This window comes from Dyella thiooxydans, assembly GCF_001641285.1.
GTDB classification, from domain to species: domain Bacteria; phylum Pseudomonadota; class Gammaproteobacteria; order Xanthomonadales; family Rhodanobacteraceae; genus Dyella_A; species Dyella_A thiooxydans.
The window spans coordinates 3,038,570-3,054,540 of the sequence record NZ_CP014841.1 but is presented as its reverse complement, the minus strand read 5'-3'; the positions used below and the strand labels follow the sequence as shown (position 1 = coordinate 3,054,540).

The following is a 15,971-nucleotide window of genomic DNA, read 5'->3' as shown; positions in this document are numbered from 1 at the left end:
GACGCGTACACGGGCGAAGGCCGCGCACGGAACCGCAGCCTCGCCCACCGCGAGCCGTCAGGACAGCGAATCGGGCCGGTCTCCGGGCTCGCGGATGACACGCCCCGAGGGCATGTACCGGACGTCACCTTCCCATGCCGAGGCACAGTGGTCTTGTCGACGTCCGACGGATCATCCGCCTACCGTTGCGGGGGCAGCGCCGGCCTGGTTGCGCGTGGATGCGCGACGCACCGGCTTCCCGTTTCATCCCCTGGACACGCCGTGGGGACACCCGAAACGCCGCCGACTATAGCTGTTGGTCCGGAAGTGCTCAATCAGATTGTTCTGAAATCAGAACAGTGATGGCATTGAATTCCCGATTGTCCTCTTCAGGAGACATGTGAGAGCGAATCGGAGATTTTTGCGAATTAACGGCAATTTTATCTTGACGTAAGAACGCGCGCCGTCGCAGTGTGTGCAAGTCGCGTAAGTTTTTGCTCGATCGCTGCGACCGCCAGCGGGGGCACATCAGGGAGGTGTCTGAAGGGAGAACGCGCGGCGTTTCGCAACATTTTTCATATGCCCTCTGGGCGTCTTGGGGAGTAACTATTGATGAGTACGAACAAGCATTTTGCAGCGCGACGCTGGCGCCGAACGGCTCTCGCTGCAGCGCTCGGCATGACTTTCAGTGCAGGTGTGCTGGCCCAGTCCAACGCGACTGGCACCATTTTCGGTACTGCCGGTACACCGGGCGCTGTCGTCCACTTGGAGAACACGGCCACCGGCTTCGCTCGAGACATCACGGTTGACCAGAGTGGCCGCTATCGCGCCTCCGCGCTGCCCGTCGGCCAGTACAAGGTGAGCCTTGTGCAAGATGGCCAGACGGTGGCGACGCGGGACGTGACCCTGCAGGTCGGTGGCGGCATCGATGCGTCCTTCGCTTCTGCCCAGAACGCCCAGAACCTTGCAGGTGTCTCGGTGGTGGCCTCCGCACTGCCAGCCATTGACGTTTCCCAGGTCGACGCGCGCACTGTGCTTACCGCCGAGATGCTCCAGAAAGTTCCGGTGGTCCGCGGTGTCACGGCAGCTGCGTTGCTCGCTCCGGGTACGGTCGGTGCGGATTCGCGCTACGGCAACATCGCCTCGTTCGGTGGCGCCTCCGCGGCAGAAAACCAGTACTACATCAACGGTTTTCCGGTAACCAACGCATTGACCGGTCTGGGCTTCGCCGAACTTCCGTTCGATGCAATCGACCAGCAGCAGGTGCTGACTGGCGGTTATGGTGCCGAGTACGGCCGGTCGACCGGCGGCGTCGTCAACATCGTGACCAAGAGCGGTACCAACGAGTGGAAGGGCGGGGTATTCAGCTATTGGTCACCCCGCAAGTTGGAGGACTCGCCGCGCGACATCTACCTATCCAAGAATCCGTACGCAGCAGATTCGGGCGAGTTGTACCAGGATCGGAGCAACAACCGTACGACCAATACCACGTATGGTGCCTACATCAGCGGTCCCCTGATCAAAGACCAGCTCTTCATGTACTTGACGGCTGAAACCACGAAACAGAGTGGTTCTGCTGGCCTCGGTGCGAACAACGGTGCGACTTCCACGCGGACGATTGCCACCAGCAAGGCCAACCGTTGGCTGGCTAAGATCAACTGGAACATCAACGATAGCAACACGCTGGAATTTACCGGCATGGGGGACAACAACACCTCCAGTGCGAAGTTCTACAACTACAACTATCTGACCGGTGAGACGGGAGCCTACAAGGGCAGCGAGACCACCAAGAATCTGGGTACGGCGGGGTCGTCTCCTGGCGGTAATCTGTATGTCGGGAAATATACGGGCTACATCACGGACAACCTGACGGTTACGGCCCTCTACGGCAAGACCAAGTCACGCCATGCGGACAACGCGCTGGGCGCTTCGGGCGCACCCTGCCCGCTCGTCATTGATGCGCGCAATGTCGCATCCTCCGACAACTATGCGACGTGCTGGACGACCACTCAGGTTCTCGCTCCAGGCGCCGAGGACAACACCAAGGGCTGGCGACTGGACGTTGAATACCATCTTGGCGATCACGACCTGCGCGCGGGTCTGGACACCCAGGATTTGTCTTCGTTCAGTGGCACCACCTACAGTGGCGGCATCTATCACCGCTACCTGGACTACAGCACCGCGGTGGCGGGTGGCATCCAGAACGAACCGGGCTTCGTTGCGCCGGGCACGGCACCGCAGTACGTGGTTCGCGATCGCGTCATCGGATTTGTCGCGAACGTCAGCGTTAAGCAAGAGGCGCAGTACATTCAGGACACCTGGCAGATCAATGATCGCTGGATGGCGTACCTGGGTCTGCGAAATGAGCAGTTCAACAACTTCAACGGTAGCGGCGAATCCTATGTCCGCCAGCGGCACCAGCTCGCCCCGCGCCTAGGCCTGACCTGGGATGTGTTCGGCGACTCCAGCCTCAAGATCTTCGCCAACGCCGGTCGCTATCACCTGGCAATCCCCTCGAACGTGGCTATCCGCGGCGCTTCGGCGTCACTGTTCTCGCAGCAGTACTTCACCTATACGGGCGTCGATCCGGTTACTGGAGCACCGGTGGGCGAGTCGCCGCTGACTGGGGTTCGCTATCTCAACGGCGCCGATGGTGTGACTGCTCCGGATCCCCGTACGGTCGCTGCCAAGGGGCTCAAGGCATACTACCAAGACGAGTTTATTCTCGGCTTCGACAAGGCGCTTGGTCCGGATTGGACCTTCGGTGCGAAGGCAACTTATCGCAATCTGAAGAGCATCATCGACGACTTCTGCGATTCGGCCCCGTTCGAGGCCTATGCGGCGCGCACTGGTACGGATATCTCGAACGCAAAGATCTCCGGCTGCTATCTGTTCAATCCGGGTCAGGCAAACACCTTCTCGGTTGACATGGGCAACGGCACGTTCCAGGACTTCAAGCTGACCAAGGAGGACTTTGCGGGCAACTCAAACCACATCGGCTTCCCGGCGCTGGAGCGCAAGTATCTCGCCCTTGACGTCTACCTGGCGCATCAGTTCTCGAACAACTGGTACGGCAAGCTCGAGTACGTCTGGTCGAAGAACTACGGTGACTCCGAAGGCCTGCTGAAGTCCGATATCGGGCAGACCGACCCGTCGGTGACCCAGGACTGGGACTTCCCCGAGCTGATGATTGGTTCGCGCGGATACCTGCCGAATGATCGTAGGCATGAGCTGAAGGCTTATGGCTATTGGCAGATGAGCCCGGAATGGCTGTTCGGTGCCAATGTGCTTGTCCAGTCCGGCCGTGCCAAGAACTGCATCGGCAATGCGCCAGACGGTTACGATCGTCAAGGCTACGGTTCGTCGTTCTTCTTCTGCGACTTCTCGGTCGATACCAACGGCGATCCGATCAAGACCTTCCACTCACGTGGATCGCTTGGGCGCCTGCCGTGGACGTATCAGCTTAACCTGAGCGCCCAGTACACTCCCAACTGGGCGGACAACAAGTTGGCATTCACTGCGGACATCTTCAATGTGTTCACGCAGCAGCGCACGATTTCGATCGTGGAAACTCAAAACTCCTACGACGATGCCAATTACGGTCGGACACTGTCTTATCAGACTCCTCGCTACGTCCGTTTCGGTGTGCGCTACGATTTCTCCTTCTGATAGGGAGAAGGCTTGGCTGCAGGGTTTCCCCCCGGCGGCCGTTTGAACAGAAGCCGCCCTCTTGGGCGGCTTCTTCTTTTGATCATCACGACCGCAAGCAGGACCATGGTTTTAATGAATAAATGCCGTCCGTGTTTCGTTCGGTGTTCCGCGGCTCGTCTCCATTCCCCCGGGCGAGTCGCGCTTGGTTTCGGTCGAGCGGATGGGGCCTGCGGCGCATGACAACCCAACTGCACAAACTGCTGGAACAGGCTATTGCCCGCATCCGTGGCAATGAGCCTGCGGCAGCCCAGCATTTGTTGAATGAGGCGTTGCGTGAACAACCAGACTCGCCGGCGCTGCTCCAGCCGCTGGCAGTGTCCCTGCATATGCTGGGACGACTGCCCGAGGCAATCGACGTATTGCGAAGACTGCGCTCTCTTTGCCCGGCCGACGCGGGCATTCTGAACAATCTGGGTAGCGCATTAGGCGCATCCGGTGACGCAGCGGCAGCGGCCGAGGCGCTCGCCGGGGCATGCGAGCTGGCGCCGGGGCGCGCTGACTATTGGCACAACCTGGCAAGAGCCCATGAAGCCAACCACGACCCTGCAGCGGCGATAGGGGCAATATCCCAAGTATTGCACTTGAGTCCCGAAGACCGTCACGCCCGGCTCTGGCGTGCAGATCTGTTAAAGGCTGTTGGCGAGCTTCAGCTAGCGGAAGCGGACCTTCGGCAGGTGATTGAGCAGGACCCGGCGTCGGTAGCCGCCTGGGCGCGGCTGGTGCAGCTCGGAACGGGCCATCAGACACATGATGATCTCAGGCATATCCAGTCGCTCTATCAACATGCTCCGTTGAGCGAGTCAGAGCGGACATCACTCGGCTTTGCGCTGGGACAAATGCTTGAGCGGCTGGAACGGTACGACGAGGCATTCGCAATTTTTGAGGCTTCGAATGCGGCCAAGAAAAAGCGGCTTCAATGGGATCCCCAAGCGTTCGCCGATCGGGTCCGTGCGATGAAGGAGGCGTGCCGCAAACCCCTCGCCCGCGCCATTGATCCATCCTTGGGGCGGGAGGCGATTCTGATTTTCGGCATGCCCCGCTCAGGATCGACGCTTCTGGAGCAAGTGCTTAGTGAGCATCCCCAGGTCGAGGGGGGCGGTGAGATTGGCGACTTGAGCATCGTCCTCGCCGAGGAGTCGGACCGACGAGGATGTGCCCTGGAGCAATGGGTTCAGGCGGCCACGCCCGCGGATTGGACGCGCATGGGGCAGTCATATCTCGATCGAACGGCCCGCTGGCGGAAGTCTCGCCCCTACTTCACTGATAAAGAGCTTAGCAAATGGACATTGATCGGCGCCGCGCGGGCCATGTTGCCCGGGGCCAAGCTGATCCACTGCCGAAGGGATCCTGTGGAAGTGTGCTGGAGCTGCTTCAAGCATGAGTTCATGCGGGACATGGAGTTCAGCTATTCGCTAGGCGATCTCGCGGCCTATGCTCGAGATGAGGCGGATCTGGTGGACTTTTGGCATCAGTGCTTTCCAGGCGAAATATACGAGTACCAATACGAGCGATTGGTGGTCGATGTCGAAGCAGAGATCAGGGCTGTCCTCTCCTTCTGTGGCCTGCCGTTCGATCCAGCTGTACTTCAATTCCACGCTTCCGAGCGTCCCGTATTCACGGCGAGCGCAGCGCAGGTCCGAAAGAAAATCCAGGTCTCGACAAGCGCGACAGATGCCTATGGGACGCTTTTGGAGCCTCTGCGGCGAGCAGTCACCGCGTCAGGCGATGGATATTGTCTCGATAGTGCGACAGGACACATTCCCCTGGACACCTAAGTGCCTAGGGACGGAGAGTGGTGGAACGGACGCTTGGCTCCAACCGTGACAGCTCTGTCAGACCAGGCCATCCGTGGTCGACGGCCCATCGGAATTTAGTCGGTATGCAACTCCGCGACGAAGTCGTAGATGTCGCCGCGGTACCAGGAGCTGGTGAATTCGACCACGCGGCCGTCGTCGAGGAAGCTGCGGCGCTCGATGGCCAGGCCGGCGCTGTTGGTCGGCACGTGCAGCAGGCGTGCGTGCTGGGCGCTGAGCAGCACGGCGCGCAGCCGCTGCAGCGCGCGGCGCGGACGGCAGCCACGCTTCTCCAGCGCCTCGTAGAGCGAGTCGTCGACCAGGCTCGGGTCCGGCAGCAGGTTCGCCGGCACCACGCTGCGCTCGATCGCCAGCGGCTCCTCGCCGGCGTAGCGCACGCGGTGCAGCCGCACCACCGCGACGCCGGGCGAGAGGTTCATCGCCATCGATTCCTCCGGCGTCACCTCGCCGATGCCGCGCTCGAAGAATTCCGAGCGCGGGTTGAGGCCGCGGGCGCGCAGATCCTCGGTGAAGCTGGTCAGCCGCGACATCGGCTTGATGATGCGTTCGGCGACGAAGGTGCCGGCGCCGTGGCGCTGGGTCAGCATGCCTTCCTCGACCAGCCCGGCGATCGCCTTGCGCACGGTCACCCGCGACAGCGCCAGCGCGCGGGCCAGGTCGCGCTCGCTGGGCAGCGCGTGGCCCGGCTCGATGTCTCGCTGCTCGATCACGTTGCGGATCGCGCTGCGCAGGCGCAGGTAGGCCAGCGGCTGGTGCGAGGCCGGGTCGCGGCAGAGCCGGCGGTATTCTTTGGCGAGAGTGGTCTCCATACCGCGACAATACCAATTTCAAACCAATGGCCGCAACAAGGGCATGTCCGGACATGCCAGTGCCGGGCCGGAGCGTCGGTCCGGCGCCGGATAGTTACAAATGCAAACGAATACATGCCGCCGATCGGCGGCGATCGTCGTCGAACGCTGGTCGGCGCTGGTATGACACTGGTACGATCAGGGCCTTTCCCGGTGCGTCGCGCCACTGTCGCGGCCACCCTGCCAAGCAACCGATGTGCGCGAGGTGTCCGCAGTGAGCTCCCCCAACCCGCAGGTGCAATCCTTCGACCTGGTGATCTTCGGCGGCACCGGCGACCTGGCGGCGCGCAAGCTGCTGCCGGCGATGTTCCATCGCTTCGTCGACGGCCAGATCCCGGAAAACAGCCGCATCATCGGCATCGCCCGCGAGGCCACCGACGACGCCGGCTACCGCGAGCAGATGCGCAAGGCGCTCAACGCCGAGGGCCCGAAGGCGGAGAAGGTCGACGCCTTCCTCAAGCAGGTGTTCTACCGCTCGCTCGACGCGCGCAAGGATGCCGGCTGGGACGACTTCGCCGCGCTGATGGCCGAGCGTCCGGACAACGTGCGGGTGTTCTACCTGTCCACCTCGCCGGACCTGTTCATCGACATCTGCACCCGCCTGGGCAGCCACCGCCTCAACGAGGGCGCCTCGCGCGTGGTGCTGGAGAAGCCGATCGGCCGCGACCTGCAGAGCGCCAACCAGATCAACGACGCGGTCGGCCAGGTCTTCAACGAATCGCAGACCTACCGGATCGACCACTACCTCGGCAAGGAAACGGTGCAGAACCTGCTGGCGCTGCGCTTCGGCAATGCGCTGTTCGAGCCGCTGTGGAACGCCGAGCACATCGACCACGTGCAGATCACCGTGGCCGAGACGCTGGGCGTGGGCAACCGTGCCGCCTACTACAACCGCGCCGGCGCGCTGCGCGACATGGTGCAGAACCACATCCTGCAGCTGGTCTGCATGGTGGCGATGGAGCCGCCGGCTTCGCTGTCGCCCGACGCGGTGCGCGACGAGAAGCTCAAGGTGCTGCGCTCACTCAGGCCGATCGACGCCTCCAACGCCGCCCACCTCACCGTGCGCGGCCAGTACCGCGCCGGCGCGGCCGAGGGCCAGGGCGTGCCCGGCTACCTGGAGGAACTGGGCGACAAGAGCGACACCGAGACCTTCGTCGCGCTGAAGACCGAGATCGCCAACTGGCGCTGGGCCGGCGTGCCGTTCTACCTGCGCACCGGCAAGCGCCTGCCCGAGCGCGTGTCCGAGATCGTGGTGGCGTTCAAGTCGGTGCCGCACTCGATCTTCGACGCTTCCGCCGGCGCGATCGCCAACAACCGCCTGGTACTGCGGCTGCAGCCGGACGAGGGCGTGAAGCTGTGGCTGACCATCAAGCACCCGGGCCCGGGTGGCCTGCGCCTGCGCCACGTGCCGCTGGACATGAGTTTCGCCGAGGCCTTCGGCGTGTCGCAGCCGGACGCCTACGAGCGCCTGCTGCTGGACGTGGTGCGCGGCAACCCCACGCTGTTCATGCGTCGCGACGAGGTCGAGGCAGCCTGGCTGTGGGCCGACCCGATCCTCGATGCCTGGGCCTGCAGCGGCGAGTCGCCCAAACCCTACACCGCCGGTACCTGGGGCCCGAGCGCCTCGGTCGCGTTGATCGAGCGCGACGGCCGCACCTGGAACGACGGCGGCGAGTAAATCCTGTCGTGCCATCCCTGCTGTCCCACGGAACGTCATGCTGAACATCGCCACCCACAGCTTTACCGATTGCCAGGCGCTCGCCGCCTCCCTCGCCGAACGCGTCGCCGGTCTGCTGCGCGAAGCGATCGCGGCGCGCGGTCGTGCCGTGCTTGCGGTCTCCGGCGGCAGCACGCCGAAGCACTTCTTCGAACACCTCTCGCACGCGGAGCTGGATTGGCCGAAGGTGCAGGTCACCCTGGTCGACGAGCGCTGGGTGCCAGAGAGCAGCGAGCGTTCCAACGCGCGGCTGGTCAAGGCCACGCTGCTCACCGATCGCGCCGCCGCGGCCACCTTCGTGCCGCTGCACCAGGACACACCGACGCCCGAGGAAGGCCTCGCCGCACTGGAAGCGCAGGTCGACGCGCTGGCGCTGCCGTTCGATGTCGTCGTCCTCGGCATGGGGCCGGATGGCCACACCGCGTCGTTCTTCCCGGGCGGCGACCGGCTCGCCGAGGCGCTGGACCCGGCCGGCACCGCGCGGGTGATCCCGATGCGCGCCGACGGCGCCGGCGAGCCGCGCATCACCTTCACGCTGCCGGCGCTGCTCGATACCCGCGCGCTGTTCCTGCACATCGAGGGCGACGCCAAGCGCCGCGTGCTGGCCGATGCCCAGCTGGGCCTGGCCGAAGGTCGCGATTATCCGGTGCGCGCGGTGCTCGAACAGACCCGCGTGCCCGTCACGGTCTACTGGTGCCCTTGAGGCACCGCGCGGCACCCGCTGTGGCTGGGTGCCGTTTTCCGTTCCAGGAGTGAATCCATGAGTTCCCTGCATCCCGTCCTTCGTGAAGTCACCGAACGCCTGCGCGAGCGCAGCCGCGCCTCGCGCGCGGCGTACCTGGCCAAGATCGAGGCCGCCCGCGGCGACGGCACCCACCGCCAGCATCTTTCGTGCGGCAACCTGGCCCACGGCTTCGCCGCCTGCGGCAGCGACGACAAGGCCGCGCTGCGCGCCGGTCGCACGCCCAACATCGGCATCGTCACCGCCTACAACGACATGCTCTCGGCGCACCAGCCGTACCAGCGCTATCCGGAACTGATCCGCGCCATCGCGCGCGCGGCCGGCGCCACCGCGCAGGTGGCCGGCGGCGTGCCGGCGATGTGCGACGGCGTCACCCAGGGCCGCGCCGGCATGGAGCTCTCGCTGTTCTCGCGCGACCTGATCGCGATGGCCACCGCGGTGGCGCTGTCGCACGACATGTTCGACGCCGGCCTGTACCTCGGCATCTGCGACAAGATTGTGCCGGGCCTGCTGATCGGCGCGCTGGCCTTCGGCCACCTGCCCGGCGTGTTCGTGCCTTCCGGCCCGATGCCCAGCGGCATCACCAACGAGGCCAAGTCCAAGGTGCGCCAGGCCTATGCCGAGGGCAAGGCGACCCGTGAGGAACTGCTCGAAGCCGAGGCCGCCGCTTACCACGCGCCCGGCACCTGCACCTTTTACGGCACCGCCAACTCCAACCAGATGCTGATGGAGATCATGGGGCTGCACCTGCCCGGCGCCAGCTTCGTCGCGCCGGACACGAAGCTGCGCGATGCGCTCACCGCCGAGGCGGTGCGTCGCGCGGCTGCGATGAGTGCGCTGGGCGAGCACTACCTGCCGGTCGGCCACATCATCGACGAGAAGGCGGTGCTCAACGGCGTGATCGGCCTGCATGCCACCGGCGGCTCCACCAACCACCTGCTGCACCTGGTGGCGATGGCCCGTGCGGCCGGCGTGGAACTGCGCTGGGAAGATTTCGACGCGCTGTCCTCGGTGGTGCCGCTGCTGGCGCGCGTGTATCCGAACGGCTACGCCGACGTGAACCAGTTCCACGACGCCGGCGGCATGGGCTTCCTGATCGACCAGCTGCTCTCGCAGGGCCTGCTGCACGCCGACGTGAAGACGGTCAACGGCACCGGCCTGGATGGCTATGCCCAGGTGCCGGTGCTCGATGCGGCCGGCAAGCTGGCGTGGCAGAAGGTGTCCGCCGAGAGCGGCAACCGCGGCGTACTGCGTGCGATCAGCGAGCCGTTCCGTCCCGACGGCGGCCTGCGCCTGCTCGACGGCAACCTCGGCCGCGGCGTGATCAAGGTGTCCTCGGTGCCCGAGGACCGCATGGTGATCGAGGCGCCGGCGGTGGTGTTCAACGACCAGGACGAGATCCGCGGCGCGTTCGAGCGCGGCGAACTCAACCGCGACTTCGTCGCCGTGGTGCGCTTCCAGGGCCCGCGTGCGAACGGCATGCCGGAGCTGCACAAGCTCACCCCGACGCTGGCCGTGCTGCAGGACCGCGGCCACCGCATCGCGCTGCTCACCGACGGTCGCATGTCCGGTGCCTCCGGCCGGGTGCCGGCGGCGATCCACGTCACCCCCGAGGCCGAGGCCGGCGGTGCGCTGGCCAAGGTGCGCGACGGCGACCTGATCCGGCTCGACGCCATCCACGGCACGCTCGACGTGCTGGTCGACGAAGCCGAATTCGCCGCGCGCCCCAGCGTCACCCTGCCCGACCACTCGCACCACGTCGGCATGGGCCGCGAGCTGTTCGGCCTGTTCCGCAACAACGCCGTCACCGCCGATCTCGGCGCCGGCGTGCTCTGATCCCCACGCATTCCCGGAGTGAACCCGTGACGCAATCGATGGAAACCAAGCAGGCCCAGGTCGAGGCCACCATGCGGCTGGCGCCGGTGATCCCGGTGGTGATCATCGACGACGTGAAGGCTGCCGTGCCGATGGCGCGCGCGCTGGTCGCCGGCGGCACGCCGGCGATCGAGGTGACCCTGCGCACGCCCGCCGCGCTGGACGCGATCCGCGCCATCGCGCAGGAAGTGGAGGGCGCCACCGTCGGCGTCGGCACCGTGCTCAACGCGGCGCACCTTGCTGCCGCCCGCGAAGCCGGTGCGCGCTTCGCCGTCTCGCCGGGCGTGTCGCCCGGGCTGCTCGACGCGGCCGACGACAGCGACCTGCCGCTGCTGCCCGGCGCCGCCACCGCCAGCGAGGTGATGACCCTGATCGAGCGCGGCTACCGCTTCCTCAAGTGCTTCCCGGCGGTGCCGGTCGGTGGCCTCAAGCTGATCGGCGCCTGGGCCAGCCCGCTGCCGCAGGTGAAATTCTGCCCCACCGGCGGCATCAGCCTGAGCACCGCCTCGGACTTCCTCGCCCTCCCCAACGTGCTGTGCGTGGGCGGCTCCTGGCTGACTCCGGCGGACAAGCTCAAGGCCGGCGACTGGGCCGCCATCGAGCTGCTCGCCCGCGAGGCGGCTTCGCTCAACGGCTGATCACGCCACTGTCGGCGCGGCGTCCTGCGCGCGGATGCCGCGCAGTGCCGGGCTGGTCATGCAGCCCAGTGCGATCGCGGTGAGCGTGAGGCCGGCGATCACGAACAGCGTCGGCAACGAGATCACCTTGAGCAGGGCGCCGACACCGGCGGCGGACAGCGGTCCCAGGCCGAGGAAGGTGAACATCAGCACGCTCATCGTGCGGCCGAGCAGCTCCCGCGGCACGCGGCGCTGGATCCAGCTGACCAGGGTGATCTGGGCGATGCCGCCGAACAGGCCGGTGAGGCCGAGCAGCAGCGCCGCGAGCACCGTCGAATGCACCCCGGCCAGGGCCACCAGGGCCAGGCCGATGCAGGCGTCGAAGCACAGGATCATCGCGCCCAGGTGGCCGCGCACCAGCTTCGCCACCGCGCCGGACGCGAGGCCGCCGAGCAGCATGCCGCCGCCGCTGGCGGCCATCACGATGCCCAGCGAGGTGGCGCCGTGGTCGAGCCGCATGTCCGCCAGCACCGGCAGGCCGACCTGGGTCGGTCCGCCGACGAACACCGACACCACCGCCGCGTAGAACATGAACGCACGCAGCGGCGGATCGGCCGCGATGCTGCGCAGGCCGCCGAGCAGCTTGCCGAACACGCCGTGCTGCACGGGACCCGGTTCGGCGGCGGGCACGCGGATCAGCGCCAGCGACAGCAGCGACGCGCAGAAACTGGCCGCGTCGATGGCGAACGCCCAGCCAAGTCCGTGGGCGTCGGCCAGCGTGCTGCCTGCGCTGGGCGCGTGGGTGCCGGTGCCGATCACCACGCCGGCCAGTGCCGGACCGATGAACAGGCTGAGCTGGCGCATGCCCATCATCGAGCCGTTGGCCTGCTGCAGTTCCCGCGGATCGATCACCGATGGCAGCAGCGCGGTGCTGGCCGGGTAGGCGAAGGCGGTGGCCAGGCCGATGCCGAGCGCCAGTGCGTACACCCACGGCATGCTGATGGTGCCGGTGAGCACCATCGCCGCCAGCACCGCCACCATCACCGCGTTGGCGCCGCGCGCCAGCAGCAGCACGGCGCGTGCGGAGAAGTGGTCGACCACCGCGCCGCCGATCAGCATGAACACCGCGCGCGGCACCGCCATGGTGGCCAGCACCAGGCCCAGCGCGCCGGGATCGCCGGTGAGCTTGAGCACCAGCCAGGGCAGCGCGACCAGGGTGAACTGGTCGCCGAACATCGACACCGTGCTGCCGCCGAACAGCAGGCGGAAGTTGGCGTTGGTAGCGAGCGGGTGGCGCGACATGGGGGGCATCCTTTCGAAAGGGGGTAACGCTCAATCGTCGTGCGCGGGCACGCTCCACGCGGGCTTGGCCAGCCGGCGCACGTAGCTGCGCACGTCGGCCGGCCAGGCTTTGGTCAGTCGTTCGAAGGCAGCCTGCTCGCCGCGCCAGAACGCGCGCGAGGCATCCTCGTAACCGGGCAGGTCGCCGGCCAGGGTGCGCATCGCGCGGTCCAGCGCCTCGCCCGCCTGGCGCGCCTGGTCCTTCGCGCTGCCGGCGCGGCGCGCCTCCTCGACCAGCCGCCGCAGGGTCACCGAGGCGCCGCCGGGCTGGCGCGCCAGCCACTCCCAGTGGCGTGGCAGCAGGGTGATCTCCTTCGGCACCACGCCGAGCTTGGGCCGTCCGGGGCCGCGCGGCGCGGGCGGGGCCTCCGTCGGCGCGGAACGCAGGCGCGCCCGCACCTCGTCGGCGCTGCCGCGCAGGTCGAACTCCAGCGCCTCGCCGGTGGCGTCGTCCAGCACCAGCGGCGTACTGCGGCGATGTCCGGCGAGGTGGGCGTGCACCGCCAGTGCCACCTTCTCCGGCGTGCCGGAGGCAATGCGGTGGTGGCCATCGAAGGCAGTGCAGCGTGGGCAGTCGGCAGGCGTCATGGCGACGTATTTGACCCGGATAAAATGCAGCCGTCAATATCACCCGGGTAAATTCATCGCCAGCACCGTCGTCGGCGATGCACGGGACGCCCGCTCCGGCTATCGTTCCGGGTTTTCGCGGATCCCACACCATGCCTTACCTCTGCCTCGCCATCGTCTGCAGCGTGCTGGTGTCGGTCTGGCTGAAGCTGGCCCGGCGCTTCGCGCTCGACGTGCCGCAGATGGTGGCGTGGAACTACCTCGCCGCCGGCGCGCTGGTGGCAGTGGTGCTGCACCCGTCGCTGGAGACGTTGCGCCAGCCCGCCGCGCCGCGCTACGCCCTGCTCGCGCTGGCCGTGCTGCTGCCGGCGATCTTCCTGGCGCTGGGCGCCTCGGTGCGCCACGCCGGCATCGTCCGTTCGGAGGTGGCGCAGCGGCTGTCGCTGCTGCTCTCGCTGCTGGCGGCGTTCGTACTGTTCGGCCAGGTGCCGACGTTGCGCATGCTGGTCGGTCTGGCGCTCGGCCTGGTCGCGCTGCTGGCGATGGTCTGGCGCAGCGGACGCGCCGCCGGTGACCACGGTGCGGCGGCCTGGCTGTGGCCGCTGGTGGTGTTCGCCGGCTTCGGCGCGATCGACATCCTGCTCAAGCGCGTGGCCGCCGCGGGCGTGCCGATCGCCGCATCGCTGCAGGCGATGTTCGCGCTGGCGCTGCCAGTGGCGCTGGCCTTCGCGCTCGTCGCCCGCCAGCGCAGCGGAGCGCGCTTCACCGCGCGCAGCCTGGCCGGCGGCCTGCTGCTGGGTGCTTTCAACTTCGCCAACATCCTTTTCTACCTGCGTGCGCACGTTGCGCTGGCGCAAAATCCTGCGTTTGTGTTCGCGGCAATGAACCTCGGCGTGGTCGCGCTGGGCACGCTGGTGGGTGTCGTCGCGTTCCGCGAACGGCTTGGCCGCGTCAATGCGCTTGGTGTGCTGCTGGCGGCGACCGCGATCGCCCTGCTCACCCTGTCCTGAGGGCGTGACTTTCGGGGGATGGCCGCTCGTGCTTTGAGGCCTAGGCTCGGCAGCTTGGCCCACCTCATCTCCCAAGGAATCCTCATGCGTCGACTCGCCCTTGCCGCCGCGCTCGCCAGCGCTTTGATCAGCACCGCCGCCTTCGCCCACGACGACAAGCACGATGACGCCAAGGCCAAGGCCGACGCGCCCGACGCCGCGCTGGTCAAGCCGCAGTCGTCCGAAACCGAAGGCAGCGTCACCGTCGAAGGCAAGCGCATCGACTACAAGGCGGTCGCCGGCACCCTGGTGCTGCACGGCAAGGGCGACAAGGAGAACGAGCCGACGGTGAGCATGTTCTACACCGCCTACTTCAAGAAGGGCGTGGCGCCGGGTTCGCGCCCGGTCACCTTCATCTACAACGGCGGTCCCGGCTCGGCCACGGTGTGGCTGCACATGGGCGCGTTCGGTCCCAAGCGCGTGGTCACCAGCGACGACACCCACACGCCCGCCGCACCCTATGGCCTGGTCAACAACGACTACAGCCTGCTCGACGCCTCCGACCTGGTGTTCATCGACGCGCCCGGTGCCGGCTTCAGCCGCCTGATCGCCGACGACAAGGATCCGGCCAAGCGCGCCGACCAGATGAAGGACCGCAAGAAGGACATCTACAGCGTCGACGGCGACGGCCACGCCTTCGCCCAGTTCATCACCCAGTTCCTCTCCAAGTACGGCCGCTGGAACTCGCCAAAGTACCTGTTCGGCGAGAGCTACGGCACCACCCGCTCGGCGGTGCTGGCCAACGACCTGGAGAACGAGGACAGCGTCGACCTCAACGGCGTGATCCTGCTCTCGCAGATCCTCAACTTCGACAACTCCATCGACGGCCCCGAGCGCAACCCGGGCATGGACCTGCCCTACGCGCTGGCGCTGCCGACGTTCGCCGCCACGGCCTACTACCACCACAAGCTGCCGCAGCAGCCGGCCGCGCTGGAGCCGTTCCTGGCCGAGGTGGAGCAGTTCGCCGCGGGCGACTACGCCAGCGCGCTGTTCGCCGGTGCCTCGCTCGATGCCACGCGCAAGCAGGCGATCGCCGAGAAGCTGCACCAGTACACCGGCCTGCCGGTGGCCTACCTGCTGAAGGCCGATCTGCGCGTCACCGGCGGCATGTTCGAGCACGAATTGCAGGCCGACGGCGACATCACCACCGGTCGCCTCGACAGCCGCTTCTCCGGCCCCTCGATCGACCCGCTGAGCAAGAGCTCCGAGTACGATCCGCAGTCCTCGGCGATCAGCTCGGCCTACGTCGCCGTGTTCAACGACTACGTGCGCCAGCAGCTGAAGTTCGGCAAGAACCAGACCTATCGCCTGTTCGCCGACATCGACGACTGGGGCATGAAGCACGACGGCCACGACGGCGCCATGAACGTGATGGGCGACCTGGCGATGGCGATGAAGACCAACCCGGATCTGAAGGTCTTCCTCAACGGCGGCTACTACGACCTGGCCACGCCGTTCTACGCCGCCAAGTACGAGATGGACCACCTGCCGATCCCCAACGCGCTGCAGAAGAACATCAGCTACGCCTGGTACCCGTCCGGCCACATGGTCTACGCGCACACCGCCTCGCTGAAGGCGCTGCACGACAACGTGGCGAAGTTCATCGAGCAGACCGACAACGTGAAGTGACAAGAGCAGAGGAGTGAGTGAAGAGGAGTGAGAAGTGAGAGACGACCTCGCATAACCTCCGCTTCTTCGCACCTGCGATTTG

General features: G+C 66.4%; 11 protein-coding genes and 1 riboswitch. Of the genes, 8 read left to right on the top strand and 3 right to left on the bottom strand.

The window, feature by feature from the left end:
* Positions 1 to 56: 56 nt before the first annotated feature.
* Positions 57 to 290: riboswitch (cobalamin riboswitch) on the bottom strand.
* Between the two features lie 301 nt (positions 291 to 591).
* On the top strand, positions 592 to 3,648 hold the full coding sequence (locus ATSB10_RS13840; protein ID WP_063673352.1) for a TonB-dependent receptor: 3,057 nt from the start codon (positions 592 to 594) through the stop codon (positions 3,646 to 3,648).
* A gap of 218 nt (positions 3,649 to 3,866) precedes the next feature.
* Positions 3,867 to 5,465 carry a tetratricopeptide repeat-containing sulfotransferase family protein gene (locus tag ATSB10_RS13835; RefSeq protein ID WP_063673351.1) on the top strand — a complete coding sequence of 533 codons (1,599 nt, stop codon included), beginning with the start codon at positions 3,867 to 3,869 and terminating at the stop codon, positions 5,463 to 5,465.
* 95 nt (positions 5,466 to 5,560) lie between these two features.
* On the opposite strand, the gene ATSB10_RS13830 is transcribed toward ATSB10_RS13835, so the two are convergent.
* Positions 5,561 to 6,313, bottom strand: coding sequence for a GntR family transcriptional regulator (locus tag ATSB10_RS13830; protein WP_063673350.1), 753 nt, complete (start codon positions 6,311 to 6,313; stop codon positions 5,561 to 5,563).
* A 253-nt stretch (positions 6,314 to 6,566) separates the two neighbouring features.
* Between ATSB10_RS13830 and zwf the strand changes: the two genes are divergently transcribed.
* From zwf to eda, 4 genes are read left to right on the top strand one after another with little or no spacing between them, the layout of a single operon-like run.
* Positions 6,567 to 8,030, top strand: a complete 1,464-nt coding sequence (gene zwf / locus ATSB10_RS13825; RefSeq protein ID WP_063674502.1) for a glucose-6-phosphate dehydrogenase — start codon at positions 6,567 to 6,569, stop codon at positions 8,028 to 8,030.
* Between the two features lie 37 nt (positions 8,031 to 8,067).
* Complete coding sequence (gene pgl / locus ATSB10_RS13820; protein WP_063673349.1) at positions 8,068 to 8,772, top strand: 6-phosphogluconolactonase; 705 nt, start codon at positions 8,068 to 8,070, stop codon at positions 8,770 to 8,772.
* A 57-nt stretch (positions 8,773 to 8,829) separates the two neighbouring features.
* Positions 8,830 to 10,647 (top strand): phosphogluconate dehydratase, encoded by a 1,818-nt coding sequence (gene edd / locus ATSB10_RS13815; RefSeq protein WP_063673348.1) that lies wholly within the window; start codon positions 8,830 to 8,832, stop codon positions 10,645 to 10,647.
* Between the two features lie 38 nt (positions 10,648 to 10,685).
* Entirely contained in the window at positions 10,686 to 11,324 is a 639-nt protein-coding gene (gene eda, locus ATSB10_RS13810) for a bifunctional 4-hydroxy-2-oxoglutarate aldolase/2-dehydro-3-deoxy-phosphogluconate aldolase (RefSeq protein WP_063673347.1), read from the top strand.
* Here the strand turns inward: eda and ATSB10_RS13805 are convergent, their stop codons facing one another.
* Together ATSB10_RS13805 and ATSB10_RS13800 are read right to left on the bottom strand one after the other, a co-directional pair.
* Complete coding sequence (locus tag ATSB10_RS13805) at positions 11,325 to 12,605, bottom strand: MFS transporter (protein WP_083966227.1); 1,281 nt, start codon at positions 12,603 to 12,605, stop codon at positions 11,325 to 11,327.
* A 30-nt stretch (positions 12,606 to 12,635) separates the two neighbouring features.
* Positions 12,636 to 13,232, bottom strand: coding sequence for a DUF2239 family protein (locus ATSB10_RS13800; RefSeq protein WP_063673345.1), 597 nt, complete (start codon positions 13,230 to 13,232; stop codon positions 12,636 to 12,638).
* A 131-nt stretch (positions 13,233 to 13,363) separates the two neighbouring features.
* On the opposite strand from ATSB10_RS13800, the gene ATSB10_RS13795 reads away from it, so the two are divergent.
* Both ATSB10_RS13795 and ATSB10_RS13790 read left to right on the top strand, forming a co-directional pair.
* On the top strand, positions 13,364 to 14,221 hold the full coding sequence (locus ATSB10_RS13795; RefSeq protein ID WP_063673344.1) for a hypothetical protein: 858 nt from the start codon (positions 13,364 to 13,366) through the stop codon (positions 14,219 to 14,221).
* Positions 14,222 to 14,305: 84 nt separating this feature from the next.
* Positions 14,306 to 15,889 carry a S10 family peptidase gene (locus tag ATSB10_RS13790; RefSeq protein WP_063673343.1) on the top strand — a complete coding sequence of 528 codons (1,584 nt, stop codon included), beginning with the start codon at positions 14,306 to 14,308 and terminating at the stop codon, positions 15,887 to 15,889.
* The last annotated feature ends 82 nt before the right edge of the window (positions 15,890 to 15,971 follow it).

What these genes read in the sequence shown, in the direction of transcription:
- ATSB10_RS13840 (WP_063673352.1), top strand. Translation starts at nt 592, where the DNA reads ATGAGTACGAACAAGCATTTTGCAGCGCGACGCTGGCGCCGAACGGCT.
- ATSB10_RS13835 (WP_063673351.1), top strand. Translation starts at nt 3,867, where the DNA reads ATGACAACCCAACTGCACAAACTGCTGGAACAGGCTATTGCCCGCATC.
- ATSB10_RS13830 (WP_063673350.1), bottom strand. Translation starts at nt 6,313, where the DNA reads ATGGAGACCACTCTCGCCAAAGAATACCGCCGGCTCTGCCGCGACCCG.
- pgl (WP_063673349.1), top strand. Translation starts at nt 8,068, where the DNA reads ATGCTGAACATCGCCACCCACAGCTTTACCGATTGCCAGGCGCTCGCC.
- edd (WP_063673348.1), top strand. Translation starts at nt 8,830, where the DNA reads ATGAGTTCCCTGCATCCCGTCCTTCGTGAAGTCACCGAACGCCTGCGC.
- eda (WP_063673347.1), top strand. Translation starts at nt 10,686, where the DNA reads ATGGAAACCAAGCAGGCCCAGGTCGAGGCCACCATGCGGCTGGCGCCG.
- ATSB10_RS13805 (WP_083966227.1), bottom strand. Translation starts at nt 12,605, where the DNA reads ATGTCGCGCCACCCGCTCGCTACCAACGCCAACTTCCGCCTGCTGTTC.
- ATSB10_RS13800 (WP_063673345.1), bottom strand. Translation starts at nt 13,232, where the DNA reads ATGACGCCTGCCGACTGCCCACGCTGCACTGCCTTCGATGGCCACCAC.
- ATSB10_RS13795 (WP_063673344.1), top strand. Translation starts at nt 13,364, where the DNA reads ATGCCTTACCTCTGCCTCGCCATCGTCTGCAGCGTGCTGGTGTCGGTC.
- ATSB10_RS13790 (WP_063673343.1), top strand. Translation starts at nt 14,306, where the DNA reads ATGCGTCGACTCGCCCTTGCCGCCGCGCTCGCCAGCGCTTTGATCAGC.